The following is a 23,144-nucleotide window of genomic DNA, read 5'->3' as shown; positions in this document are numbered from 1 at the left end:
TGGCAGAACTACGACCCCTGGGCCCCCGTCACCGCCCCCCTCCAGCAGAACGGCGCGGCGGTACCCACCACCACCCAGCGTCGTAAGCGCGCACGTAAGGCTCTGCTCGGCGGTGCCCTGCTGCTGGCGCTGGTTTCCGGGGGTGTCGGGGGTGCCGTGGGGGCGTACTTCGAGCGGAACGGTGGCGTGGGGAGTGTGGAGTTGCCGCAGGCCGATGTGGAGCCCACCGGTCGGCCCGTGGACAGCGTGGCGGGGATCGCCGCGCGGGCGCTGCCCAGCGTGGTCACCCTGCATGTCAGTGGCAGCGAAGCACAGGGCACCGGCACCGGCTTCGTGCTGGACGACCGGGGCCACATCCTCACCAACAACCACGTCGTGGAGCCGGCTGGAACAGGCGGCGAGATCTCCGTGACGTTCCACAGCGGCGACACCGCCAAGGCCAAGGTCGTGGGCCGGGACGGCGGCTACGACCTCGCCGTCGTCAAGGTCAGCGGCGTCACGGGGCTCAAGCCCATGACGCTGGGCAACTCCGACAACGTCCAGGTCGGCGACCCCGTCGTCGCCATCGGCGCCCCCTTCGACCTGGCCGGCACGGTCACCTCCGGCATCATCAGCGCCAAGGAGCGCCCCATCACGGCGGGCGGCGAGAGCGGCGACGGCAGCGATGTGTCGTACGTCGACGCCTTGCAGACCGACGCGCCCATCAACCCCGGCAACTCCGGTGGACCCCTGCTCGACGCCGAGGCCCGCGTCATCGGCATCAACTCCGCCATCCGCTCCGCCGGCGACGGCTCCGACCTGGACGGCGGCCAGGCCGGTTCGATAGGGCTCGGCTTCGCCATCCCCGTCAACCAGGCCAAGCGCGTCGCCGAGGAGCTGATCAACACCGGTAAGGCGACCCATCCGGTCATCGGCGTCACCCTCGACATGGAGTACGCCGGCGACGGCGCCCGCGTCGGCACGAAGGACACCGGCGGGGGCCCCGCGGTCAACGCGGGCGGCCCCGGAGACAAGGCCGGCATCAAGGCGGGCGACGTCATCACCGAGGTCGACGGCCAGCGCATCCACTCCGGCGAGGAACTGATCGTCAAGACCCGCGCCCACCGCCCCGGCGACCGTCTGGAGCTGACACTGGAACGCGACGGCAAGGAGATCCGGATCGCGCTGGTGCTCGGCTCCTCCGACGCCGACTGAAACACCCCGAGAACAGTGACCCGCCGAGACTCACAGAAACGTCACAGTCCGGACCCGTTCAAGCCGCCCATCAGCGCCCCCACAAGGCAAACAACTCCGAAAACCGCACTCCCACCCGCATTCGGAGGCCTCGGGACAGTACCGGTCGTACGGCATAGCCGGGTACCGTGGACCCGGCCCGGACCACGGAAGACCACACAGACCACCGAGGGCCGAGGACCGAGGGACTCGCAAGGAGCTTCAGGTGTTCAATGACATAGGACCGCTCGAGCTGATCACGCTCGTTGTCCTCGCCGTGCTCGTCTTCGGTCCGGAAAAGCTTCCGAAGGTCATTCAGGACGTCATGCGGACCGTCCGCAAGATCCGTGAGTTCTCGGAGAGCGCCAAGCAGGACATCCGCGAGGAACTCGGGCCGGAGTTCAAGGACTTCGAGTTCGAGGACCTCAACCCCAAGACGTTCATCCGCAAGCAGCTGGACAACGACGAACTGGGGATCAAGGAGATCCGCAACGGCTTCGACCTGAAGAAGGAGATGGCCGAGGTCACGGACGCGGTCCAGGGCCGCGACGCCGACACCTCGTCGTCTTCGTCCTCCTCCGCGTCGTCGGGCTCGTCCGGCTCCCGCATCGACATGACGAAGAAGCCCGAGAGCCCGCGCGACGAGCGCCCGCCGTTCGACTACGACGCCACCTGAGCGGTCGTACGACGCGGGCTGAGCAGTACATACGTCGCCGCCGGAGCCGTACGACCGCGGCGCCCGCCGGCGTCGTACGTGACGCGTTTCATACTCCGCCCCTGCGCCCTGCGGCCTGAAGACGGCGTCCGAGCGGCCCACGCGCCGGGCGATTTCCCGGCTGCCCCGAGTGCTGTGGATATGCTGCCGAGTTGTTGTGCGGACCGGATGACTGCGCCCGAGGGGGGCGGGCCGTCCCGGGCCGACGAGAGCAAGGGGGGCGGGCCGTACCGGCCCGACACGAGCGAGGAGGCGTCCGGGCACATGGAGACGACGAGTCGAGTCGCGCAGCCGGCAGCCGCGGAGGGTGGACAACAGGTCCCCTCCGCCAGGCGTACGGTCGACGGCTACCTGCTGGCGCCCTTCCCGTGGTACGGCCTCGACGAGGCCTTCACGGGGCCGCGCTGGCTGATGCAGGTGGGGACGGCGGCCGACGGGGCCGTGGAACACGGGTCGATCGGGCACGGTGACGAGCCCTCCGTCCGCAGCGAGAGCGTTGCCGCGGCCGCTGCCGATGCCAGGGAGAAGTTCGCGGTCGTGGTGACCGTCGCGGCGAATCCGTCCCGGCGGAGCGCCGACGGTACGGGGCTGCTGGAGGCCACGTCGGTGTCCTCGGCGGCGTGGCTGGCGGGGGTGGGGCTGCTGTCCTTCACCTGGCCCGGGCAGATGGACCACTCCCTGCGGGACGACTGGCTGGAGCAGCAGACGGAGACGGCGTGGGCGCTGGCCGACGATCTCGCCGGGGCGGCGTGGTCGACGTTGTCCCTGCCTGTGGACGGGGTGCCTACGCCGTTCCACTACCGGGAGTCCGAGTTCGGGTGGGTGCTGGCCGGGTCCACGCCGGAAGGGGTGCATGTGGGGGCGTACGGGCGAGGGATGAGTGCGTATGGGCTTGGCTTCGCCGTGATCAAGGACGTGGCTGCTTACGCGTGACAAAGGGCGCCGCCGGGTTTGCGGCGCCCCTTCGCCGTAGGGCTTCAGACGTGTCGCGGGTGCGGGTTCGCTGTGGCTGGTCGCGCAGTTCCCCGCGCCCCTGACGGGGCGCCCCGCACCGCCACTAGAACTTGTTGCGCGGCGTGATTCCCAGCGACATGCCCGACAGGCCCCTCTGCCGTCCGCCCAGCTTCCCCGCGATCGCCCGCAGTGCGGAGCCCGCCGGGGAGTCCGGGTCGGTCAGGACGACCGGCTTGCCCTCGTCGCTGCCCTCGCGGAGGCGGACGTCGATCGGAATGGAACCCAGGACCGGGACGGACGTGCCGGTCGTGCGGGTGAGGCCATCCGCCACGACCTGGCCGCCACCCGTGCCGAAGACGTCGACCATCTCGCCGCAGTGGGGGCAGGGGAGGCCGGACATGTTCTCGACGACGCCGACGATCTTCTGGTGGGTCTGGACGGCGATGGAGCCGGCGCGCTCGGCGACCTCGGCAGCGGCCTGCTGGGGCGTGGTGACTACGAGGATCTCCGCGTTCGGCACCAGCTGGGCGACCGAGATGGCGATGTCGCCCGTGCCGGGCGGGAGGTCCAGCAGCAGCACGTCCAGGTCGCCCCAGTAGACGTCCGCCAGGAACTGCTGCAGCGCGCGGTGGAGCATGGGGCCGCGCCAGACCACCGGGGCGTTGCCCGGCGTGAACATGCCGATGGAGATGACCTTCACGCCGTTCGCGGTCGGCGGCATGATCATGTTCTCGACCTGGGTGGGGCTGCCGTCGGCGCCCAGCATGCGGGGCACGGAGTGGCCGTAGATGTCGGCGTCGACGACGCCCACCTTGAGGCCGTCCGCCGCCATCGCCGCCGCGAGGTTGACGGTGACGGAGGACTTCCCGACGCCGCCCTTGCCGGAGGCGACCGCGTACACGCGGGTGAGGGAGCCGGGCTTGGCGAAGGGGACCTCGCGCTCGGCCGTGCCGCCGCGCAGGGCGGAGGCCAGCTCCTTTCGCTGTTCGTCGCTCATCACGTCCAGTTCGACGTCGACGCGGGTGACGCCTTCGACCCGCGACACCGCCTCCGTGACGCGCTGCGTGATCGTGTCGCGCATCGGACAGCCGGAAACCGTCAGGTACACGGCGACCGCGACCGCTCCGTCCGCACCGATCTGAACCGACTTGACCATCCCGAGTTCGGTGATGGGGCGGTTGATCTCGGGGTCGTTCACCGTCGACAGTGCTTCACGCACCGCGTCTTCCGTAGCCATAAGGACGATGGTACGGCGCCTCACAAGTACCCCGGAAAGCCCGTCAGCGGTCGTCTACGTCACGTCCGAGCGGCCGATCTGCCGGGAATACGCCGTGCCCGTCCTGCCGGTCCTCCATTTCCTTGACCAGGTCCTGCAGCTCCGAGCGGATCCAGTCCCGGGTCGCGACCTCGCCGAGGCCGATGCGCAGGGCGGCGATCTCCCGGGTCAGATACTCGGTGTCGGCGATCGACCGCTCGTTCTGCCTGCGGTCCTGTTCGAGGTTGACCCGGTCGCGGTCGTCCTGCCGGTTCTGCGCGAGCAGGATCAGCGGCGCGGCATAGCTGGCCTGCAGCGACAGCATCAGCGTCAGGAAGATGAACGGGTACTCGTCGAAGCGCACCACACTGGGCGCGGCCACGTTCCACAGCACCCACATGATGATGACGAACGTCATCCAGACGAGGAACCGCCCGGTGCCGAGGAAGCGCGCGATGCGCTCGCTCAGCCGCCCGAAGGCCTCCGGATCCCACTCCGGCAGGACCCGGCGCCGGGGCGGGGCGGGCTGGTCGAGGCGGGGATGGCGCGGCCGGGCGGCGGCCGTCGCGCCGGTGGGCGTCCGCTCACGGGCCGCGGTCTCGCGCTCAGGCACCACTCGTCCCCACCCCCTCGTCGAGGTCCTCGAACTCCGACTCCCGCCAGTCGTCGGGCAGCATGTGGTCGAGTACGTCGTCCACGGTCACCGCCCCGAGCAGCGACCCCGACTCGTCGACGACGGGCGCGGCGACCATGTCGTACGTCGCGAAGAACCCGGCGACGAGGGGCAGCGCCGCGTCCGGGGCGAGCGGTTGCAGGTCGTCGTCGACGAGCGAGCTGACCAGGGTGTACGGCGGGTCGCGCAGCAGACGCTGGAAGTGGACCGTGCCGAGGTACTTGCCGGTCGGTGTCTCGTCGGGCGGGCGGCAGACGTAGATCTGGGCGGCGAGTGCCGGGGACAGGTCGGGGTTGCGGACGCGGGCGAGGGCGTCGGCGACGGTGGAGTCGGGACGGAGGATGATCGGCTCGGTGGTCATCAGGCCGCCCGCCGTGCGCTCCTCGTACGCCATCAGACGCCGTACGTCGGCCGCTTCGGCCGGCTGCATCAGACCCAGCAGCCGCTCCTTCTCCTCCTCCGGCAGTTCGCCCAGCAGGTCGGCCGCGTCGTCCGGGTCCATCGCCTCCAGGACGTCCGCCGCGCGCTCCTCCTTCAGCTTGCCGAGGATCTCGATCTGGTCGTCCTCCGGGAGTTCTTCGAGTACGTCGGCGAGGCGGTCGTCGTCGAGGGCGGCGGCGACCTCCGCGCGCCGTTTGGGGGAGAGGTGGTGGAGCACATTCGCCAGGTCGGCGGGGCGCAGCTGCTCGAAGGTGGCGAGGAGGCTCTCGGCGCCCTGTCCGTGCTCCTCCAGGGAGAACCCGGTGACGTGGGACCACTCGACGGTCAGCGTCTCGCCCGCCCGTCTCCCACCACCACCCTTCCAAGGAAGCGCTTCGCGCCCTTTTTCTTTGGCCCGCCGGAAGGCGCTGCCTTTCCTGCCCTTGCGCACGAACACCCGGTCGATCTCCCAGTCCCGACGCGCCGGCAACTGCTGCACCGACACATCGAGCACCGTGACCTCCTCGCCGGTCTCCGCCAGCGTCACGCGCCGGTCGAGCAACTCACCGAAGACCAGCCGCTCGGTGGGCCGCTGCTCGAAGCGCCGGACGTTGAGCACACCGGTGGTGATGACCTGGCCGGACTCGATGCCGGTCACCCGGGTCATGGGCAGGAAGATCCGGCGGCGGGTGGCGAGTTCGACGACCAGTCCGAGCACCCGAGGCGGGCGCCGCCCGACACGCAGCACGACGACGAGATCGCGTACCCGCCCGACCTGATCACCGGCCGGATCGAAGACGGCGACGCCGGAGAGGTGCGAGACGAAGATCCGGGGGGCGCCGGCTGCCATGGCTGCGCCTCCTTCTCGTACGGGTTGCTGCATCTGTTCCGAAGTGTCGTACAGGTTGCTCGCACATGTTCTGAATTGCCCGCTCGAACGGCCTTCAGGCTAGCCCGTCCCGATCGGGTCCGCCCTGGTGAGCGGTCCGGACGGACTGGCTCCGCCGGACCCGCCCGGCCCCGGTACTCTGCGGTACGCCGCTGAAGGAACCCTCGTCAGAAAGGCAGCCCCACCTGTGACTGCGATTCCCCAGGGCCGTACCCGCAGGGCCACGCTGGTGGGCGCGATGTGCGCCCTGGCCGTGACGGGCACGGTGACACTGACGGGATGCAGCGAGGACCCCGACGCGGGCACGAACGGGGTCGGCAAGCTGCCGGCCGACAAGATCCAGAGCAGGACCCGCACGGCCGCCGAGTCCGCCACCGCGGTACACCTCTCCGGAACCGTGGTCACCAGTGGGCGCACTTACAAACTCGACATGCGTCTGAAGTCCGACGGCGGCTCGGGCGAGGTCACCGCTGAGGGGACGACGTTCCGCCTGCTGCGGACCGGTGAGCAGCTGTTCCTGAAGGCCGACGCGGAGTTCTGGCATCCCGAGCACGCCAAGGGCGACGACTCCGACGACACGGCCGCCGCCGACAAGCTCGACGGCAAGTATGTGAAGGTGCCCCAGGGCGACCCCTCGTACAAGAAGTTCAGCGGCTTCACCGACAAGGACGTCCTCCTGGACGGCCTGCTGACCCTGCACGGCACCCTGGAGACCGACGGCCACCACGAGGAGTCCGGCACCCGCACCATCCGCCTCGCCGGCGACAAGGGCTCCGGCGGCACCCTCGACGTCTCCCTGGAGGGCAAGCCGTATCCCCTCCGCCTGGTCCGCGCGGGCAGCGCCGGCACCCTGCTCTTCACGGAGTGGGACAAGGACTTCAAGATCGAGGAACCGAAGCAGGACGAGACGGTGGACTACGGCAAGGCGTTGCCGACGTCCTGACGACCGCCTACTTCTTCTTCCGCTTCTTCAAGAGCAGACGCGGCAGGCCCGCCGGCATCGGCTGACGCGTAGTCGCCGACGTCGGCAGCGGCGCCGCCGCCTGGTTGTCGTCGGGCAGCGACGCCGTCGTCCCTGTCGGCTCCAGCCGCACCACGCGACACTCCCGAGCCCACCGCTGAGGCATCGCCTCTCCGTCGGGCGCGTTCAGCCGCTTGCCCTTGAGCTCGGCGACCGTGGCGTCCCACTGCTCGGACCCCGGCGACAGCTCGACGACCTTCGCCGCCCAGGAGACCAGCCGGCCGCCCTTGTCCTTGCTGCGGACGGTCACTTCGGCGGCGGCCCCGTCGGCCAGCCCCGGCAGCGGCTGCTCGCCCGGCCCGTCGCCGATCAGACACGCAGCACCCTCGTGCCACACATGCCACAGCGCACGGACCGGTCCGCCGGGCCCCTTGACCCAGATGAGGCCGGACTTCTTGGTGGCCTCCTCGACGAGGGCCTGGTCGAGCAGCTCACGTGTCATGAGCCCAGCCTAGCCAGCCACGCTCACAGCCAGCCGTTGCGCTTCAGGGTGCGGTGGATGCCGAAGCAGATGGCGACGGTGATGGTCAGGACCATCGGGTAGCCGAACTTCCAGCGCAGCTCGGGCATGTAGTCGAAGTTCATGCCGTACACACCACACACCATCGTCGGTACGGCGATGATGGCCGCCCAGGACGTGATCTTGCGCATGTCCTCGTTCTGCGCGACGGACGCCTGCGCGAGGTTGGCCTGGAGGATCGAGTTGAGCAGCTCGTCGAAGCCGACGACCTGCTCCTGCACTCGGGCCAGGTGGTCGGCGACGTCCCGGAAGTACTTCTGGATGTCGGGGTCGATCAGCCGCATCGGCCGCTCACTGAGCAGCAGCATGGGACGCAGCAGCGGCGCTACGGCACGCTTGAACTCCAGCACCTCACGCTTGAGTTGGTAGATCCGCCCGGCGTCCGTACCGCGCGGGGAGCCCTTGCGTCCCGGCGAGAACACCTCGGTCTCGACCTCGTCGATGTCGTCCTGCACGGCGTCGGCGACCGCGACATACCCGTCGACCACATGGTCGGCGATCGCGTGCAGCACCGCCGAGGGGCCCTTGGCGAGCAGCTCGGGGTCGTCCTGCAGCCGGTGCCGCAGTGCCCGCAGTGAGCCCTGCCCACCGTGCCGGACGGTGATGAAGAAGTCCCGTCCGGTGAAGCACATGACCTCGCCGGTCTCCACGATCTCGCTGTTGGCGGTGAGTTGGTCGTGCTCGACGTAGTGGATGGTCTTGAAGACGGTGAACAGGGAGTCGTCGTACCGCTCCAGCTTGGGCCGCTGATGGGCCTGGACGGCGTCCTCGACGGCCAGCGGGTGCAGCCCGAACTCGCTTGCGATACCGGAGAATTCGGCCTCGGTGGGCTCGTGCAGCCCGATCCAGACGAAGCCCCCGTCGCGCCGCACCTGGCGCATCGCCTCGTGCGGGGTGAGCGGCGTCGGGGTCTGGAGGCGGGCGCCGTCGCGGTAGATGGCGCAGTCGACCACGGCCGAGGGCGTCGACGGGTCGCGCGTCGTGTCGTACCCAGCGGTGTCCTTGCGGAGCGACGGACGGGACGGACGGACGGCGGCACGCAGGTCGCGGATCATCGACATGGCAGGCTCCTTCGCGGACAGGCAGCGAAAGGCTCCGACGAGGGGTGGAACTACCCGGAATGGGGACGTCCTGACTTCACATGTTTGGCACGTCCACAAAGCGGGGAGCACCGCACCATCGCGGTGGTGAGCTTCGCTACTGATTCAGCTACTGCTGCGGGACAGACAGATCAGGCAATACGAAACGAAGGCTCTTCCGCGGTGAAGAAGGTGCGAGAGGTGGCGGCCGGCTAGAGAAGCAGAGCGGCTACGTCAGCGGCGGGAAGAGCGGGTGCTACTGCACGGTCGACTTCGATCCATTGCAGCCCCACCTCCTCCGGCCGGTCCCTCGTAAGGGAGTGTCGTCGGCGTCGGGACTCGATCGCGACGCCGCAGCGTGCTGCCCCGAACCTCGGGCAAGAGTATCAGCCGACTGAAGTGTCAAGGTGCTCGTTTGCCCGGTCCTGACGAGTTCTATGCTCACCGCATGGTTGATGTTCTTCCTCTGGTCGAGGCCCGGTTGCGCACCGCGCTGGGCGAACCGGACGCCCGCGCCGCGGTCACCTTCCTCGGTACCGACCGCATCGAGGTGCTGCGTTTCCAGCAGGACGACATCGTCCGCTACGCCACGCTGGGGATGTCCGCGCACCCCATGGCGGACCCCACCGCGGTCCTCGCCGACCCGGTCAAGGGCCCCCGCGCCGAGCTGGTCCTCTCCGTACGATCCGGGCTCGCCGAGACCGACAAGGTGCTCCGCCCGCTCGCCGTCCTCGCCGCCTCTCCGCAGGTGGAGGGTCTGATCGTGGCTCCCGGCGCGTCCCTGGACGTCGGGGATCCCCTCTGGCCCGGCGCCCCCTTCACCTCGGTCCTGGTCGCCGAGCCGGGCGGCCTCGTCGAGGACCTGGACCTCGACGAGCCGATGGACCCCGTCCAGTTCCTGCCGCTGCTCCCCATGACCCCGAACGAGGCGGCCTGGAAGCGCGTGCACGGCGCGCAGGCCCTCCAGGAGCGCTGGCTCACGAACGGGACGGACCTGCGGGATCCGTCCCGCAGGTCCGTCCCGCTGGACTGACCCCCCGAGTGACCCATCTCACCAACCGCTGGCCGCGATCGGCCAGTTGGCGAACACCTCACTCCCCGCAGAAGGTGGTTGGTGTGTGCACGCGGTAAGTCAGCTCGGCTAATTAATGCAAGACGCATCTAGTTACGCCTTGTCAGGCGTTCCGGCCGGACGGGTGATCGTCCTTGACGTGGCGGAGCAGGGGTAGGACCGTGGGGCCCTATGAGGGGCGAACCCAGTTGCCCGAAGTGTGGTGGCCGGGTCAGGGCTCCCGGACTCTTCGCCGATTCCTGGCAGTGCGATGTGCACGGCACCGTGCATCCGCTGCAGCCCGTGATCCCGCCCAGCGTCGAGGCCCTCAGCGTCGTGGTGCACCGCACGCAGGTACCCGTGTGGATGCCGTGGCCGCTTCCGGTCGGCTGGCTGTTCACCGGTGTGGGCTGCGCGGGCGACGACCGCAGCGGAGGGCGCGCGACCGCGGTGGCGTGCTCGGGGCCGGGGCCGCTCGGCGGTATGGGTGAGTTGATTCTGGTCGCCGAGGAGCTTGGTGTCGGGCTCGGTGCGCGGTACGCGGGGATCGACGGGCCCGATCCGGGGCCGTACATGAACGTCGAGAAGCCGCCGCAGGCGAAGGTGCTGGCCGCGGGGCGGCCCACGCCGTTGTGGCATGTTGCCGGGTCGCCCGACGACCGTGCGGTCTTCGCCGGTGAGGCGCGGGGGTTGTGGCTGTGGGCGGTGGTGTGGCCCGAGCAGTCGGGGCTGCTGATGTATGACGAGCTGGTGCTGACGGATTTGCGGGATGCGGGGGCCGAGGTGGACTTGGTGCCTTGTGGCGCGTTGTCGCCGCGGTTGCTTGAGCCGTAGGGCGCCTGAGAACTCGGGTGGCTGGGTTTCGTGGCGGCTGCGGGTTCGTTGTGGCTTGTCGCGCAGTTCCCCGCGCCCCTGGGTGGGTGATGCAGCCGTTAGTCTGAGGTGTCCCCTCCGTACCATCACCCGCTGGAGTTCGCGCAGTGCGAATAGATCTGCACACCCACTCCACGGCTTCCGACGGCACGGACACCCCGGCTGAGCTGGTGCGCAATGCTGCCGCGGCCGGGCTGGATGTTGTCGCGCTGACCGATCACGACACGACCCGTGGGCACGCCGAGGCGATTGCCGCGCTGCCGGCAGGGCTGACGCTCGTTACCGGGGCCGAGCTGTCCTGTCGTATCGACGGGATCAGCATGCACATGCTGGCCTATCTGTTCGATCCCGAGGAGCCGGCGTTGCTGGCCGAGCGTGAGCTGGTGCGGGACGATCGGGTGCCGCGGGCCAAGGGCATGATCGGCAAGCTGAACGAGCTGGGCGTGGCGGTGACGTGGGAGCAGGTCGAGCGGATCGCCGGTGGCGGGTCCGTGGGGCGGCCGCATGTCGCCTCCGCGCTGGTGGAGCTGGGCGTCGTACCGACCGTGGGGGACGCCTTCACGCAGGACTGGCTGGCGGACGGCGGGCGGGCGTTCGTCGAGAAGCACGAGACCGACCCCTTCGAGGCGATCGGGCTGATCAAGGCGGCGGGCGGGGTCGCGGTGTTCGCGCATCCGGCGGCCAGCAAGCGGGGGCGCACCGTGCCGGAGTCCGCGATCGCCGAGATGGCCGCCGCGGGCCTCGACGGCATCGAGGTCGACCACATGGACCACGACCCGGAGGCGCGTGAGCGGCTGCGGGGGCTGGGGAAGGAACTGGGGCTGCTGACCACCGGCTCCAGCGATTACCACGGCAGCCGCAAGACGGTTCTGCTCGGCGAGTACACGACGGATCCCGAGGTGTACGGGGAGATCACGCGGCGGGCGACCGGGGCGTTCCCGGTGCCGGGGGCCGGTGGAGCGGGCTGACGCTCACCCCCCACCCACCAGTCCCTCTCTCTCGCAAGGCTCACCCATGTTCGACGTTGCCGTCTTCGGCTCTCTCTTCCTCACCCTTTTCGTCATCATGGATCCCCCCGGGATCACCCCGATCTTCCTGGCGCTGACCTCCGGCCGTCCGGCGAAGGTGCAGAAGCGGATGGCCTTCCAGGCCGTCTGTGTCGCCGGCGGTGTGATCACCGTGTTCGGGCTGCTGGGGCATCAGATCCTCGACTATCTGCATGTCTCCGTCCCCGCGCTGATGATCGCGGGCGGGCTGCTGCTTCTGCTGATCGCGCTCGACCTGCTCACCGGCAAGACGGACGAGCCGAAGCAGACCAAGGACGTGAACGTGGCGCTCGTACCGCTGGGCATGCCGCTGCTCGCCGGGCCCGGTGCGATCGTCTCCGTCATCCTCGCCGTGCAGAAGGCCGACAGTGTCGCCACGCAGGTGTCGGTGTGGGTGGCGATCCTGGCCATCCATGTCGTGCTGTGGCTGGTGATGCGGTACTCGTTGCTGATCATCCGCGTCATCAAGGACGGCGGCGTGGTCCTGGTGACACGGCTCGCGGGCATGATGCTGTCCGCGATCGCCGTGCAGCAGATCATCAACGGGATCACGCTGGTGATCCAGGGGAGCTGAACCCCGCGCAAGCGCAGAGCCCCCGCCCGGCGTCGGTGCCGGGCGGGGGCTCTGAAGCTTCTGCGGTGATCCGCGTCTGTTACGAGGCCGTGGTGTCGGCCGGACGGATCCACAGCCGCTGGCCTATGGCGGCGGCCTGCTGAACGATCCGGTTGACGGAGGCGGCGTCCACAACGGTGGTGTCCACGGGCGTGCCGTCGACGTCGTCGAGTCGCATGATCTCGAAGCGCATGGCTTCTCCCTTCGTCTGGTCATCCTCCTGAGGAGAATTGCTGTACGTCTCTAGTCAACGAGCTGCGTGTTACAAACATTCCCTACGCTAAAGAAATTTTTCGAACGGCTAACTACTGTCGGGTATAGGAGGTTTCGGAGACCCTTTGGGACCGGTTGTGTTCACAGCGTGACCGCCGGGACAATGGAGGCGATGAACGACGACCTCGCGGCGCTCGGCGCCCGTATCGACCGCACCAACGAGCTGCTCCAGCGCATGCTCGCCGAGGTGGCGAAGACGCCATCGACCCATGCGATCTTCGTCGACGCGGGGTATCTGTACGCGGCCGCGGGCCGGCTCGTCGCCGGGACCGAGGACCGGCGCGCCTTCGACCTCGACGCCGAGGGACTGATCGACGCGCTCATCGACAAGGCCCGCACGATCTTCGCGGACAGCCGGCTGCTGCGAGTCTACTGGTACGACGGCGCCCGGCGCCGTATCCACACCGCCGAGCAGCAGTCCATCGCCGAACTCCCGGACGTCAAGGTGCGGTTGGGCAATCTCAACGCCAACAACCAGCAGAAGGGCGTCGATTCCCTCATCCGCTCCGACCTGGAGTCACTCGCCCGGCACCGCGCGATCAGCGACGCGGCCCTGCTCGGCGGCGACGAGGACCTGGTGTCGGCCGTGGAGGCGGCGCAGGGGTACGGCGCGCGGGTGCACCTGTGGGGCATCGAGGCGCCGGACGGCCGTAACCAGGCGGAGCCGCTGCTGTGGGAGGTCGACAGCCAGCGCACCTTCGACCTCGACTTCTTCAAGCCCTACGTCGCCCGGCGCACCGCCCCCGCCTTCGACGCCACGGGGACCCGGCCCACCCGCGAGGACGTGCGCTTCGTCGGCGCGCAGATCGCGGCGAAGTGGCTGGCGGCGCGCGGCAGGGAGTCGCTGGTGGAGCTGCTGCCCGGGCATCCGTATCTGCCGGGGTCCGTGGACCAGGATCTGCTGGTGGAGGCGGAGGGCCTGCTCCAGTACTCGCTGCGCGGCCAGGCGGATCTGCGGCGGGCGCTGCGCGACGGCTTCTGGGAGCACCTGCAGACGCTGTACTGACTCAGTCCCGGCCGGCGTCGTCCCAGAAGTCCGCGAGGGCGTGGGCCGTGGGGAGCGGCTGGTCCATGTTGGGCGAGTGCTCCGCTCCGGCCACGACCGAGCGGCGCGCCTTCAGTCGTACGGCCATGTCGTCGAGGAGCGTCACGGGCCAGGCGTCGTCGCGGGAACCCGACAGCACATGGAACGGGAGCGGGACGGCGGCGAGTTCGGCGACTCGGTCCGGCTCGGTGCACAACTGGCGGCCCGTCGCGATGAGCTGGGCGGGCTTGTTGCCCAGCCAGCGACGCTGAAGCTGACCCAGGTCGCCGATTCCGCGGGCCGGGCCGCCGACCTCCTCCGGAGGGCCCATGGCCAGGATCGCCTCCCACACCTCGGGCATCGTCAGCACCGCGAGCGTGTCGTGCAGCAGCTTGATGCGCTGCTTCTGGGAGTCGGAGACCTCGGCGGGACCCGAGGCCATCAGGGTGAGCGAGCGGAAGGGCGAGTGGTCGAGGAGGACGGCGGCGCGGGCGATCAGGCCGCCGAGGGAGTGCCCGAGGAGATGCAGGGGCGTGCCGAGTGCCGCGGCCTGTGCGAGCACGTCCTTCGCCAACTCGTCCTGCGCGTAGGCCGATTCATCGTGCTCCGGGCCGTCGGACTCGTGCTGTCCGCGCCCGTCGACGGCCACGACCCGGTAACCGCGCGCGTTCAGCGGCTCGTGCAGCAGCGTGAAGTCCTCCTTGCTGCCCGTGAAGCCGGGGACCATCAGCACGACGCCCCTCGGCTCGACGCCGGACGGCACGGGCGAGTCGACGGCGGCGAAGTCGCCACGGGCCGTGTGCAGCCGGTGGAGGCGGGCGCCGGGCGGCGGGGGAACGGGCGCTGAGCTGGTCACGAGGTGAGGCTATCGGGTGGGGCGGCGACGTCGGTGCCCGGTTCCCGGCCGTTGTGGGACGGCGGGTGCGCAAGAACGCCGATGGCCCGGTCCACGCGAGGTGGACCGGGCCATCAGGGTGAGCTATCAGCCCTCCGCGGGCTCCGCGGCGGCCGTGGCCTTGCGCGTGCGGCGCGGCTTCGGCTCCGTGGTCTCCGGCGCCTCGGTGACCGCCGTGGCCTTGCGGGTACGGCGGCGCGGAGCGGCAGCCTCCGGCTCCTGCGTGGCCTGCGCCGGAATCTCCGCCGTCTCGACGGTGGCGGCGGCCTTGCGGGTACGGCGGACCTTGGGCTTGGCCTCCTCCGTGCCGTCGACGGCGTCGACCGCGGCCGTGGCCTTGCGGGTGCGGCGCGGCTTGGCCTCCGCGGCTTCCGGCACCTCGGTGGTGGCGGCAGCCTTGCGCGTACGGCGGGGCTTGGCCTCCGTACCCTCGGCCGTGTCGACCGCTGCTTCGGCGGCAGCCGCGGTCTTACGGGTGCGGCGGACCTTGGGCTTGGCTTCCTCCGTGCCGTCGGCGGTGTCGACCGCGGTCTCGGCCGCCGTCTTCCGCGTACGGCGCGGCTTCGCCTCGGTGGCCTCCGGAGCCTTGGTGGCTTCCGGTGCCTCGGTGGTGGCGGCAGCCTTGCGCGTACGGCGCGGCTTGGCCTCCGTGGCCTCGGCCGTGTCGGTCGCCACCTCGGCGGCGGCCGTCTTCTTGCGGGTGCGGCGGGGCTTGGTCTCCTCCGCGCCCTCCGCCGTGTCGACCGCGGTCTCCGCGGCGGCCGTGGCCTTGCGGGTGCGGCGACGCGGGGCGGGAGCGTCGGTCTCGGGGGCCTCGGCAGCCGCCGGAGTCTCCGACACCTGCACGGCGGACGCGGCCTGCGTGTCCTCGGTGGCCGTGGCCGGCTCCGTCGACTTGCGCGTACGGCGGCGGCGCGGCTTGGCCGGGGCCTCGGGGGCGTCCAGGGCGGGGCCCTCCGCGGTCGCGACGGCGGCTGCGGCGGACTCGGTGGTCGGCTCCGTGGCCGTCGTCACCGGCTCCGCCGCTCCGCCGCGGGTGCGGCGACGCCGGCGCGGGGTGCGGGGAGAGGTCACGTCGTCCGCGGTGGTCTCCGCCGGGGTGCCCGCGACGGGGGTCGTACCGCTGGCAGCCGTCTCGTCCAGTTCGGACCCGCCGCGCGTACGGCGGCGGCGACGCGGCGTACGGGCCGTGCGCTCACGGTCGGCGGACCGGGATTCGTCCCGGCCGCCACGGCCACCGCGGCCGCGCGGACCGCCACGTCCGCCCGTCTCGCCGAGGTCCTCGACCTCCTCCGCTGCGAGCCCGGCGCGCGTGCGCTCCGAGCGCGGCAGGACACCCTTGGTGCCCGCGGGGATGTTCAGTTCCTCGAAGAGGTGCGGGGAGCTGGAGTACGTCTCCGCCGGGTCGTGGAATTTCAGCTCCAGCGCCTTGTTGATCAGCTGCCAGCGCGGGATGTCGTCCCAGTCGACGAGGGTGATCGCGATGCCCTTGGCGCCCGCGCGGCCCGTACGGCCGATGCGGTGCAGGTACGTCTTCTCGTCCTCGGGGGACTGGTAGTTGATGACGTGGGTCACGCCCTCGACGTCGATGCCGCGCGCTGCGACATCGGTGCAGACGAGGACGTCGACCTTGCCGTTGCGGAAGGCGCGCAGCGCCTGCTCGCGGGCGCCCTGGCCGAGGTCGCCGTGGACCGCGCCGGAGGCGAAGCCGCGCTGCTGCAGCTGGTCGGCGAGGTCCGCCGCCGTCCGCTTCGTACGGCAGAAGACCATCACGAGACCGCGGCCGTCGGCCTGCAGTATGCGCGCGACCAACTCCGGCTTGTCCATGTTGTGCGCGCGGTAGACGAACTGCGCGGTGTTGCGGACCGTCTGGCCCTCGTCGTCCGGCGCCGTGGCGCGGATGTGCGTGGGCTGCGACATGTAGCGGCGCGCGAGACCGATGACCGCGCCCGGCATGGTCGCCGAGAACAGCATCGTCTGACGACGGGCCGGAAGGAAGTTGATGATCTTCTCGACGTCGGGCAGGAAGCCCAGGTCGAGCATCTCGTCGGCCTCGTCGAGGACGAGCGCCTTGATGTGCTTGAGGTTGAGCTTCTTCTGGCCCGCGAGGTCGAGCAGTCGGCCCGGGGTGCCGACGACGACGTCGACGCCCTTCTTGAGGGCTTCGACCTGAGGCTCGTACGCCCGGCCGCCGTAGATGGCGAGCACGCGGACGTTGCGCACCTTGCCCGCCGTCAGGAGGTCGTTGGTGACCTGGGTGCACAGCTCGCGCGTGGGGACCACGACGAGCGCCTGCGGGGCGTCGGTGAGGGCCTCGGGCTTGGCGCGGCCCGCCTCGACGTCGGCGGGAACGGTGACGCGCTCGAGAAGCGGAAGGCCGAAGCCCAGCGTCTTGCCGGTGCCGGTCTTGGCCTGGCCGATGACGTCGGTGCCCGAGAGGGCGACGGGGAGCGTCATCTCCTGGATGGGGAAGGGGTTGATGATGCCGACGGCTTCAAGGGCCTCGGCGGTCTCGGGAAGGATCCCGAGCTCTCGGAAAGTAGTAGTCAGGGTGCTGCCTCTTCTGTGTGCGCGGCGCGAGGCGAGCGCGGGGGTCGTGTCAGACCGTGCCCGGGGGACGTCGGCTGCCGTACGGCGAGCCGTATGGCACGGGAGACCTCTGCCGACGCTCTAGCGCTCGAACCGCTGAGGGTCCCTCCAGGCTTTGTACGCAGAGTGCCGTACGGCCGTGGAGAGCTGTCTGGTCGGAGCCGATCGGGCCACCGACCGGGCATCCTCATACGTGCGGCCTGTCGAGTAACCGTCGAGCTACGTCGATGTACTCAGCAGGCGCATTACCACCATACCCCGGAAACGCGCACATGCGATGGCCGATTAGGTCACGTAGTCGTCGTCACAGTGACTGACCAGGGACTTCCTTAGTGCGGCGAGCGGGCTATTGTGCGCTTCATGACGACCTCTGACAAGCCTGACAACGGCTCCGACGCCCCCGCCGAAGCCACCGGAGTCGCCGCCCAGGACTGGGCGAAGGCCGCCGCCGACCCGCAGTACCGCGCCGCGGTCGTCGACCTGCTGGGCGCGCTCGCCTATGGGGAGCTGGCGGCGTTCGAGCGGCTGGCGGAGGACGCCAAGCTGGCGCCGACGCTGGCGGACAAGGCGGAGCTGGCGAAGATGGCGTCGGCCGAGTTCCACCACTTCGAGCGGTTGCGCGACCGGCTCACGGAGATCGGTGAGGAGCCGACGCGGGCCATGGAGCCGTTCGTCGCCGCGCTGGACGGCTTCCACAAGCAGACGGCGCCTTCGGACTGGCTGGAGGGGCTGGTCAAGGCGTACGTCGGCGACTCGATCGCCAGCGACTTCTACCGTGAGGTTGCCGCGCGGCTCGACGCGGACACGCGCGAGCTGGTCCTGGCTGTGCTGGACGACACCGGGCACGCCGGGTTCGCCGTGGAGAAGGTGCGGGCGGCGATCGACGCGGATCCGCGGGTGGGTGGGCGGCTTGCGCTGTGGGCGCGGCGGTTGATGGGGGAGGCGCTGTCGCAGTCTCAGCGGGTGGTGGCTGACCGGGACGCGTTGTCGACGATGTTGGTGGGTGGGGTTGCCGACGGGTTCGATCTCGCGGAGGTCGGGAGGATGTTCTCGCGGATCACTGAGGCGCATACGAAGCGGATGGCTGCGTTGGGGTTGGCTGCGTAGCGCTTCGTGGGGGGCGCTTCTGTTGAGTCGCGGCTGCGGGGCTGCGGGGCTGCGGGGCTGCGGGGCTGCGGGGCTGCGGGGGCTTGTCGCGCAGTTCCCCGCGCCCATTCGGGGGCGCTGTCCTACTCGGCGTCGGGTGTCATGCCGTTGCTGATCGGCGGCGGAGTCTTCCCGACGGGCGCACCAGCAGGGACAGGGACGCTGCGGAGACGGTTGTCGCGCCGGTCAGGATAAGGAGGACGTTGCCTGCGTCCAGGGCGCTGTGGGTGAGGAAGGCGCCGAAGAGGGCGCCTGCTACGCCGGTCGAGACGACCAGGGAGCGGGCGGGGAGGCGGTGCGAGAGGCGGTGGATCGCGGCCCAGGCCAGTGCGAGGCCGAGCACTGCGGAGCCGAGCGCTTCCAAGATCATCACGGGGTCCCTCCCACACAGCCTGCCTGCGCACCACGGACGTAGCCCGTCATACCCGTGACCTGCGGAATGCAATCCTCCCCTGTGCGCGATATGTGCTCCGCCGGTGAAGGAATTCGGCCAGGGGACAGGAAAAGGCCCGGCAGTCGAGCGACCGCCGGGCCCTTTCCTTCACACGTGACTACAGCGCGCCGAAGCCCACCTTGCGCGGCGCCGGCTCGCCGAGCTCGACGTAGGCGAGGCGGTCCGCCGGGACCAGGACCTTGCGGCCGTGCTCGTCCACGAGGCTCAGCAGCGCCGACTTGCCGGCCAGCGCGTCGGACACCGCCCGCTCGACCTCCTCGGCGCTCTGACCGCTCTCCAGAACGATCTCGCGGGGCGCGTGCTGCACGCCGATCTTGACCTCCACGGCTATGTCCCTCCGACGGTCAGTGAAGTGCGCGACCTTGCGCGCCGTACGCAGCACACATTAGCCCGGTGAGGGGATGTACACGGTGCGCAGGGGAACGCCAGGAGCGAACAGCGGACGGGAACAAACGGACGGTCATGGTGCCTCAGTGCCTCGGTGTCGTACGGCGGTCAGTGGTGCTCACTGCCGTGCAGCGGGAAGCCGGCGATGCCCCGCCAGGCCAGTGAGGTCAGCAACTGGACCGCCTGGTCGCGCGGGACGCTGCGGTCGCTGTGCAGCCAGGAGCGTGCCACCACCTGGGCGAGGCCGCCGAGACCGGAGGCGAGCAGCATCGACTCGGCGCGCGAGAGGCCGGTGTCCTCCGCGATGACGTCGCAGATCGCCTCGGCGCACTCGTTGGTGACCTTGTCGACGCGCTCGCGTACCGCGGGCTCGTTCGTCAGGTCGGACTCGAAGACCAGGCGGAAGGCGCCGCCGTCGTCCTCGACGTACGCGAAGTACGCGTCCATCGTCGCCCGTACGCGCTGCTTGTTGTCGGTCGTCGACGCGAGCGCGTGCCGTACGGCCTGGATCAGGGACTCGCAGTGCTGGTCCAGCAGGGCGAGGTAGAGGTCGAGCTTGCCCGGGAAGTGCTGGTAGAGCACCGGCTTGCTGACGCCGGCGCGCTCGGCGATGTCGTCCATCGCGGCCGCGTGGTAGCCCTGTGCCACGAAGACTTCCTGGGCGGCGCCCAGCAACTGGTTCCGCCGGGCCCGGCGCGGCAGGCGCGTGCCCCTCGGGCGTGCCGCCTCTGTCTGCTCGATGGCTGTCACGCCGCCTCCCAATGTCGTCCACATGCGGTGTGCGCCGCGCGGCCATCGTACTTTTCGGTAACCGTGGTGTGCGCGGTGCGAGCGCAGAATTTCACGGACCGGACGGCTACGAAAGCGGGGTGAAGGGTTTTAAACAGGGGTGGGTCGGGCATTATGCCGCCTCATTGCTGCTCACCGGTAGTCGTCCTCGTCCAGTGACACCACGCGGGCCTGTTCCAGCAGATCCGCCTCGCTGGCGCGGTCCGGGTCCACGCCGTTCAGCGAGTCGTCGCGATCCGGCGCGACATCGGCCTGCTGCTCGGCGGCGTCGCCTTCCGGGGCCTCGACGTCGATCTCCTCGTCGCTCTCCTCGATCTCCTCGAAGGTGTCGGGATCGGTCGGGTCTACGGCCATGACGGGCTCCCTTCCTACGAACGTCCCTGGGAAAGCAGGGGCCACATGCGGGTGCCCTCTGTACGAGCCTAGGAGACACCCGATCCGGACGCTATGCGATCCGCGTCCGGATCGTGACGCGGTGCGTCCGGGCGGGGGGAGGGGGCGATTGTCATGATTCGTGCGGGGTAGGGCGTCGGCTCTCGTGGTTCGCGCGGGGCACGGGTGCCGGCTCTCGTGGTTCGCGCGGGGCTTGTGATGGCGAACACATGAACCACTGCGTGATCGTCTCGTAACATTGCTGCATGTCTTCGACCGAGCTCCCGTCCGCACCGGCCAGCAGTGCGCTCCCGAAAGTGGCGCCCGTCAGGGTCGCTGAGGGCGAGCGGCTCAGGTCGGTGCGGCTGCCGGGAATCACGCTGACGGTCCGGTCGAGGCCCGCCGCCCGCGCAGATCTGCCGCCCGCGCTGTACGTCCATGGGCTCGGCGGTTCCTCGCAGAACTGGTCCGGGCTGATGCCTCTGCTCGACGCGCATGTCGACAGCGAGGCCCTCGATCTGCCCGGCTTCGGCGATTCCCCGCCACCGGACGACGGCGACTACTCCATCACCGCGCATGCTCGCGCGGTGATCCGTTATCTCGACTCCTCCGGGCGCGGGCCCGTGCATCTCTTCGGCAACTCGCTCGGCGGCGCGGTCACCACCCGCGTCGCCGCCGTGCGCCCCGACCTGGTCCGTACGCTCACGCTCGTGTCGCCCGCGCTTCCGGAACTGCGTATCCAGCCCACCGCCGTCCCGACGGCCCTGCTGGCGCTGCCCGGTGTGGCGACCCTGTTCACCCGGTACAGCAGGGACTGGTCCGCGGAGCAGCGGGTGCGCGGGGTGATGGCGCTCTGCTACGGCGATCGCGCGCGCGTGACGCCCGAAGAGTTCGACAACGCCGTGGAGGAGATGGCGCGGCGGCTGCAACTGCCGTACTTCTGGGACGCGCTGGCACGCTCCGCGCGCGGGATCGTCAACGCGTACACGCTGGGTGGCCAGCACGCGCTGTGGCGCCAGGCCGAGCGCGTCCTCGCGCCGACCCTTCTCATCTACGGCGGCCGGGACCAGCTCGTCGGCTACCGCATGAGCCAGAAGGCGGCCCGTTCCTTCCGCTCCTCCCGGCTGGTGTCCTTGCCGGACGCCGGGCACGTGGCCATGATGGAGTACCCCGAAGTGGTGGCGCGAGCCTTCCAGGAACTCCTCGCCGACACCGGTGAGTTGAGTAACGTCACGGGGACCGCCGTCGAGACCGCGGGGAGCTGAGGGGCGAGGTGGGACGCCACAGTCGGCGCGGACCTGCGCCCAAGGGCGCGGTCAAGGGTGATTCTTCCGACGGCACTCCGGCACGGGGTGCGCCGAGGATTCCTGACGGTTCCTCTGCTCGCGGTGCGCCGAGGGTTCCTGACGGGACGCCGGCCCATGGCTTTCCGAGACTCCCTGACGGCACGCCGGCTCGGGGTGTGCCGAGGCTTGCGGATGGGACGCCCGCGCACGGTTTTCCGAGGCTTCCTGACGGCACGCCGGCCCACGGTTTTCCGAGGCTTCCCGACGGAACGCCTGCCCATGGCACCCCGCGGTTCCCCGACGGCACTCCCGCTCACGGCACCCCCCGTTACGCCGACGGCACGCCCGCGCGCGGGGTCCCCCAAGTCCGGGGTGGTCACCCCGAGCAGCGGGAACCCGGCGGGGGCTGGGGCGAGCCGAGGGGGCGCGGTGGAGTCGGGTACGGGGCTCCGGCCGGGCCCGGCGCCTCGATACCGCGACAGCGGCAGGCGCCTCCGGGCGGGCCGCGCCAGGATTACGTCGATGCCTTCGGCGAGGACGTCGACGTCTTCTCACCCCGTGCGCCCGGCTCCTCCGATCCGTATGACTCCGTCACCGACTGGTCCGCCGCGGCGACCGGCATCGCGAACGACACCGACGCCGACGACGCGCCGCCCACCGGTGAGCCCGCGCAGGCCAAGGGCGGCAAGGGGCGGACCTTCACGGGGATCGCGGCCCTCGCCGTCACGACCGTGCTGGCCGTCGTCGTGGCCGGCCAGGTGACAGGCGGGCGCGACGACGACGAGGGCGTGCAGTCGCAGTCCGCCACCGACCAGGCCCGGGACGCCCGTGACGGTGCCTCGCGCGCGGACGGGCGGCCGACGCCCTCCACGGCGCCGAGCGCGGCCACGCTGACGTATGCGCAGAAGATGGACCAGAAGTACCCGCTCAGCGCCGCGCTCGACGGCTCCGGCAAGTTCGACGCGATCGCCGGCATCGACAGGGCGCCGGGCACGGGGCAGAAGTACACCTACCGCGTGGACGTGGAGCAGGGGCTCGGGCTCGACGGTGAACTCTTCGCGCAGGCCGTGCAGCAGACGCTCAACGACGACCGGAGCTGGGCCCACAGGGGCGCCCGTACCTTCGAGCGCATCTACTCCGGCAAGCCCGACTTCGTGATCACGCTCGCCAGCCCCGGCACCACCGCCGAGTGGTGCGCCAAGTCCGGTCTCGACACGACCGAGGACAACGTGTCCTGCGACTCGGCGTCGACGGAACGCGTGATGATCAACGCGTATCGGTGGGCGCAGGGGGCGAAGACATACGGCGATCAGATGTACGCGTACCGTCAAATGCTGATCAACCACGAGATCGGCCACCGGCTCGGCTACAACCACGTCACCTGTGACAAGAACGGCGACCTCGCCCCGGTCATGCAGCAGCAGACCAAGTTCCTCGACCACGACGGGATCCGCTGCCGGGCGAACCCCTGGCCGTATCCCGGGAGTTGACGAACGGCACCGAAGTGCCGCCATGCCGCGACTTAACGAAACGTAACTGCTTGATCTCTTAGCGCGATCGAACGCGATCCGCACGGGAAAGTTACGACCGTTCACCCCTTTTGGTGGC

24 protein-coding genes are annotated in these 23,144 nt (G+C 70.2%); 12 read left to right on the top strand and 12 right to left on the bottom strand.

Translation table 11 applies throughout. The features are described from left to right. The 3 genes from ACTWQO_RS07675 to ACTWQO_RS07665 all read left to right on the top strand — a co-directional run. Positions 1-1,194, top strand: a 1,194-nt coding sequence (locus tag ACTWQO_RS07675) for a S1C family serine protease (protein ID WP_443236447.1), incomplete at its 5' end; no start/stop codon positions are given. A 244-nt stretch (positions 1,195-1,438) separates the two neighbouring features. Then, a complete protein-coding gene (locus ACTWQO_RS07670) occupies positions 1,439-1,888 on the top strand; it encodes a sec-independent translocase (RefSeq protein ID WP_443236446.1) in 450 nt (149 codons plus the stop codon). Between the two features lie 303 nt (positions 1,889-2,191). Further along, entirely contained in the window at positions 2,192-2,860 is a 669-nt protein-coding gene (locus tag ACTWQO_RS07665; RefSeq protein WP_443236460.1) for a hypothetical protein, read from the top strand. A 124-nt stretch (positions 2,861-2,984) separates the two neighbouring features. Here ACTWQO_RS07665 and ACTWQO_RS07660 read toward each other — a convergent pair whose 3' ends face one another. Genes ACTWQO_RS07660 through ACTWQO_RS07650 form a run of 3 tightly spaced genes read right to left on the bottom strand, consistent with a single transcriptional unit; the run spans position 2,985 to position 6,079 of the window. After that, positions 2,985-4,118 (bottom strand): Mrp/NBP35 family ATP-binding protein, encoded by a 1,134-nt coding sequence (locus tag ACTWQO_RS07660; RefSeq protein WP_443236445.1) that lies wholly within the window; start codon positions 4,116-4,118, stop codon positions 2,985-2,987. A gap of 43 nt (positions 4,119-4,161) precedes the next feature. Beyond that, complete coding sequence (locus ACTWQO_RS07655; RefSeq protein ID WP_443236444.1) at positions 4,162-4,752, bottom strand: DUF1003 domain-containing protein; 591 nt, start codon at positions 4,750-4,752, stop codon at positions 4,162-4,164. After that, the gene (locus ACTWQO_RS07650) at positions 4,742-6,079 is read right to left on the bottom strand and encodes a magnesium transporter MgtE N-terminal domain-containing protein (protein WP_443236443.1); all 1,338 of its coding nucleotides are present in this window, start codon (positions 6,077-6,079) and stop codon (positions 4,742-4,744) included. The genes ACTWQO_RS07655 and ACTWQO_RS07650 overlap by 11 nt, the downstream gene beginning before the upstream one ends. Before the next feature lie 226 nt (positions 6,080-6,305). Here ACTWQO_RS07650 and ACTWQO_RS07645 point away from each other — a divergent pair, with 226 nt between their 5' ends. Further along, positions 6,306-7,061, top strand: coding sequence for a hypothetical protein (locus tag ACTWQO_RS07645; RefSeq protein ID WP_443236442.1), 756 nt, complete (start codon positions 6,306-6,308; stop codon positions 7,059-7,061). Between the two features lie 7 nt (positions 7,062-7,068). On the opposite strand, the gene ACTWQO_RS07640 is transcribed toward ACTWQO_RS07645, so the two are convergent. Together ACTWQO_RS07640 and ACTWQO_RS07635 are read right to left on the bottom strand one after the other, a co-directional pair. Continuing rightward, positions 7,069-7,581, bottom strand: a complete 513-nt coding sequence (locus ACTWQO_RS07640) for a hypothetical protein (RefSeq protein WP_443236441.1) — start codon at positions 7,579-7,581, stop codon at positions 7,069-7,071. A 23-nt stretch (positions 7,582-7,604) separates the two neighbouring features. Then, on the bottom strand, positions 7,605-8,720 hold the full coding sequence (locus ACTWQO_RS07635) for a magnesium and cobalt transport protein CorA (protein WP_443236440.1): 1,116 nt from the start codon (positions 8,718-8,720) through the stop codon (positions 7,605-7,607). Positions 8,721-9,186: 466 nt separating this feature from the next. Here ACTWQO_RS07635 and ACTWQO_RS07630 point away from each other — a divergent pair, with 466 nt between their 5' ends. From ACTWQO_RS07630 to ACTWQO_RS07615, 4 genes are all read left to right on the top strand, one after another. Further along, positions 9,187-9,771 (top strand): suppressor of fused domain protein, encoded by a 585-nt coding sequence (locus ACTWQO_RS07630; RefSeq protein ID WP_443236439.1) that lies wholly within the window; start codon positions 9,187-9,189, stop codon positions 9,769-9,771. Positions 9,772-9,981: 210 nt separating this feature from the next. Further along, on the top strand, positions 9,982-10,623 hold the full coding sequence (locus tag ACTWQO_RS07625) for a DUF6758 family protein (protein ID WP_301983807.1): 642 nt from the start codon (positions 9,982-9,984) through the stop codon (positions 10,621-10,623). A gap of 146 nt (positions 10,624-10,769) precedes the next feature. Then, positions 10,770-11,630 carry a PHP domain-containing protein gene (locus tag ACTWQO_RS07620; RefSeq protein ID WP_443236438.1) on the top strand — a complete coding sequence of 287 codons (861 nt, stop codon included), beginning with the start codon at positions 10,770-10,772 and terminating at the stop codon, positions 11,628-11,630. A gap of 46 nt (positions 11,631-11,676) precedes the next feature. Continuing rightward, positions 11,677-12,282, top strand: coding sequence for a MarC family protein (locus ACTWQO_RS07615; protein ID WP_443236437.1), 606 nt, complete (start codon positions 11,677-11,679; stop codon positions 12,280-12,282). Between the two features lie 79 nt (positions 12,283-12,361). On the opposite strand, the gene ACTWQO_RS07610 is transcribed toward ACTWQO_RS07615, so the two are convergent. Beyond that, positions 12,362-12,514, bottom strand: coding sequence for a hypothetical protein (locus tag ACTWQO_RS07610; RefSeq protein WP_155060754.1), 153 nt, complete (start codon positions 12,512-12,514; stop codon positions 12,362-12,364). 192 nt (positions 12,515-12,706) lie between these two features. Here ACTWQO_RS07610 and ACTWQO_RS07605 point away from each other — a divergent pair, with 192 nt between their 5' ends. Continuing rightward, positions 12,707-13,600 carry an NYN domain-containing protein gene (locus tag ACTWQO_RS07605; RefSeq protein WP_443236436.1) on the top strand — a complete coding sequence of 298 codons (894 nt, stop codon included), beginning with the start codon at positions 12,707-12,709 and terminating at the stop codon, positions 13,598-13,600. Position 13,601: 1 nt separating this feature from the next. Here the strand turns inward: ACTWQO_RS07605 and ACTWQO_RS07600 are convergent, their stop codons facing one another. Both ACTWQO_RS07600 and ACTWQO_RS07595 read right to left on the bottom strand, forming a co-directional pair. Continuing rightward, positions 13,602-14,474 carry an alpha/beta fold hydrolase gene (locus ACTWQO_RS07600; RefSeq protein ID WP_443236435.1) on the bottom strand — a complete coding sequence of 291 codons (873 nt, stop codon included), beginning with the start codon at positions 14,472-14,474 and terminating at the stop codon, positions 13,602-13,604. Between the two features lie 126 nt (positions 14,475-14,600). Next, positions 14,601-16,970, bottom strand: a complete 2,370-nt coding sequence (locus tag ACTWQO_RS07595; protein ID WP_443236434.1) for a DEAD/DEAH box helicase — start codon at positions 16,968-16,970, stop codon at positions 14,601-14,603. 483 nt (positions 16,971-17,453) lie between these two features. On the opposite strand from ACTWQO_RS07595, the gene ACTWQO_RS07590 reads away from it, so the two are divergent. After that, positions 17,454-18,209 carry a ferritin-like domain-containing protein gene (locus tag ACTWQO_RS07590; protein WP_443236433.1) on the top strand — a complete coding sequence of 252 codons (756 nt, stop codon included), beginning with the start codon at positions 17,454-17,456 and terminating at the stop codon, positions 18,207-18,209. 139 nt (positions 18,210-18,348) lie between these two features. Here the strand turns inward: ACTWQO_RS07590 and ACTWQO_RS07585 are convergent, their stop codons facing one another. The 4 genes from ACTWQO_RS07585 to ACTWQO_RS07570 all read right to left on the bottom strand — a co-directional run bounded on the left by ACTWQO_RS07585 (position 18,349) and on the right by ACTWQO_RS07570 (position 20,232). Beyond that, positions 18,349-18,618, bottom strand: a complete 270-nt coding sequence (locus ACTWQO_RS07585) for a hypothetical protein (RefSeq protein WP_443236459.1) — start codon at positions 18,616-18,618, stop codon at positions 18,349-18,351. 181 nt (positions 18,619-18,799) lie between these two features. Beyond that, positions 18,800-19,027: a DUF3107 domain-containing protein gene (locus tag ACTWQO_RS07580; protein WP_210577227.1), complete on the bottom strand. Its 228-nt coding sequence runs from the start codon at positions 19,025-19,027 to the stop codon at positions 18,800-18,802. A 170-nt stretch (positions 19,028-19,197) separates the two neighbouring features. Continuing rightward, positions 19,198-19,839: a TetR/AcrR family transcriptional regulator gene (locus ACTWQO_RS07575; RefSeq protein WP_147993574.1), complete on the bottom strand. Its 642-nt coding sequence runs from the start codon at positions 19,837-19,839 to the stop codon at positions 19,198-19,200. Positions 19,840-20,010: 171 nt separating this feature from the next. Beyond that, positions 20,011-20,232 (bottom strand): hypothetical protein, encoded by a 222-nt coding sequence (locus ACTWQO_RS07570; protein WP_210577228.1) that lies wholly within the window; start codon positions 20,230-20,232, stop codon positions 20,011-20,013. Between the two features lie 284 nt (positions 20,233-20,516). Here ACTWQO_RS07570 and ACTWQO_RS07565 point away from each other — a divergent pair, with 284 nt between their 5' ends. Both ACTWQO_RS07565 and ACTWQO_RS07560 read left to right on the top strand, forming a co-directional pair. Then, on the top strand, positions 20,517-21,515 hold the full coding sequence (locus ACTWQO_RS07565; RefSeq protein WP_443236432.1) for an alpha/beta fold hydrolase: 999 nt from the start codon (positions 20,517-20,519) through the stop codon (positions 21,513-21,515). 8 nt (positions 21,516-21,523) lie between these two features. Continuing rightward, positions 21,524-23,026, top strand: coding sequence for a DUF3152 domain-containing protein (locus ACTWQO_RS07560; RefSeq protein ID WP_443236431.1), 1,503 nt, complete (start codon positions 21,524-21,526; stop codon positions 23,024-23,026). The last annotated feature ends 118 nt before the right edge of the window (positions 23,027-23,144 follow it).

Origin of the sequence: Streptomyces sp. 4N124 (assembly GCF_052245395.1) — a bacterium.
GTDB lineage: Bacteria > Actinomycetota > Actinomycetes > Streptomycetales > Streptomycetaceae > Streptomyces.
This window is presented reverse-complemented; position numbering and strand designations above follow the sequence as displayed.

Excerpts from the sequence above, each read along its gene's own strand:
- ACTWQO_RS07635 (WP_443236440.1), bottom strand. The coding sequence starts at position 8,720 with ATGTCGATGATCCGCGACCTGCGTGCCGCCGTCCGTCCGTCCCGTCCG.
- ACTWQO_RS07665 (WP_443236460.1), top strand. The coding sequence starts at position 2,192 with ATGGAGACGACGAGTCGAGTCGCGCAGCCGGCAGCCGCGGAGGGTGGA.
- ACTWQO_RS07615 (WP_443236437.1), top strand. The coding sequence starts at position 11,677 with ATGTTCGACGTTGCCGTCTTCGGCTCTCTCTTCCTCACCCTTTTCGTC.
- ACTWQO_RS07630 (WP_443236439.1), top strand. The coding sequence starts at position 9,187 with ATGGTTGATGTTCTTCCTCTGGTCGAGGCCCGGTTGCGCACCGCGCTG.
- ACTWQO_RS07605 (WP_443236436.1), top strand. The coding sequence starts at position 12,707 with ATGAACGACGACCTCGCGGCGCTCGGCGCCCGTATCGACCGCACCAAC.
- ACTWQO_RS07625 (WP_301983807.1), top strand. The coding sequence starts at position 9,982 with ATGAGGGGCGAACCCAGTTGCCCGAAGTGTGGTGGCCGGGTCAGGGCT.
- ACTWQO_RS07660 (WP_443236445.1), bottom strand. The coding sequence starts at position 4,118 with ATGGCTACGGAAGACGCGGTGCGTGAAGCACTGTCGACGGTGAACGAC.
- ACTWQO_RS07610 (WP_155060754.1), bottom strand. The coding sequence starts at position 12,514 with ATGCGCTTCGAGATCATGCGACTCGACGACGTCGACGGCACGCCCGTG.
- ACTWQO_RS07640 (WP_443236441.1), bottom strand. The coding sequence starts at position 7,581 with ATGACACGTGAGCTGCTCGACCAGGCCCTCGTCGAGGAGGCCACCAAG.
- ACTWQO_RS07650 (WP_443236443.1), bottom strand. The coding sequence starts at position 6,079 with ATGGCAGCCGGCGCCCCCCGGATCTTCGTCTCGCACCTCTCCGGCGTC.
- ACTWQO_RS07570 (WP_210577228.1), bottom strand. The coding sequence starts at position 20,232 with ATGGCCGTAGACCCGACCGATCCCGACACCTTCGAGGAGATCGAGGAG.
- ACTWQO_RS07595 (WP_443236434.1), bottom strand. The coding sequence starts at position 16,970 with ATGACGCTCCCCGTCGCCCTCTCGGGCACCGACGTCATCGGCCAGGCC.
- ACTWQO_RS07565 (WP_443236432.1), top strand. The coding sequence starts at position 20,517 with ATGTCTTCGACCGAGCTCCCGTCCGCACCGGCCAGCAGTGCGCTCCCG.
- ACTWQO_RS07585 (WP_443236459.1), bottom strand. The coding sequence starts at position 18,618 with ATGATCTTGGAAGCGCTCGGCTCCGCAGTGCTCGGCCTCGCACTGGCC.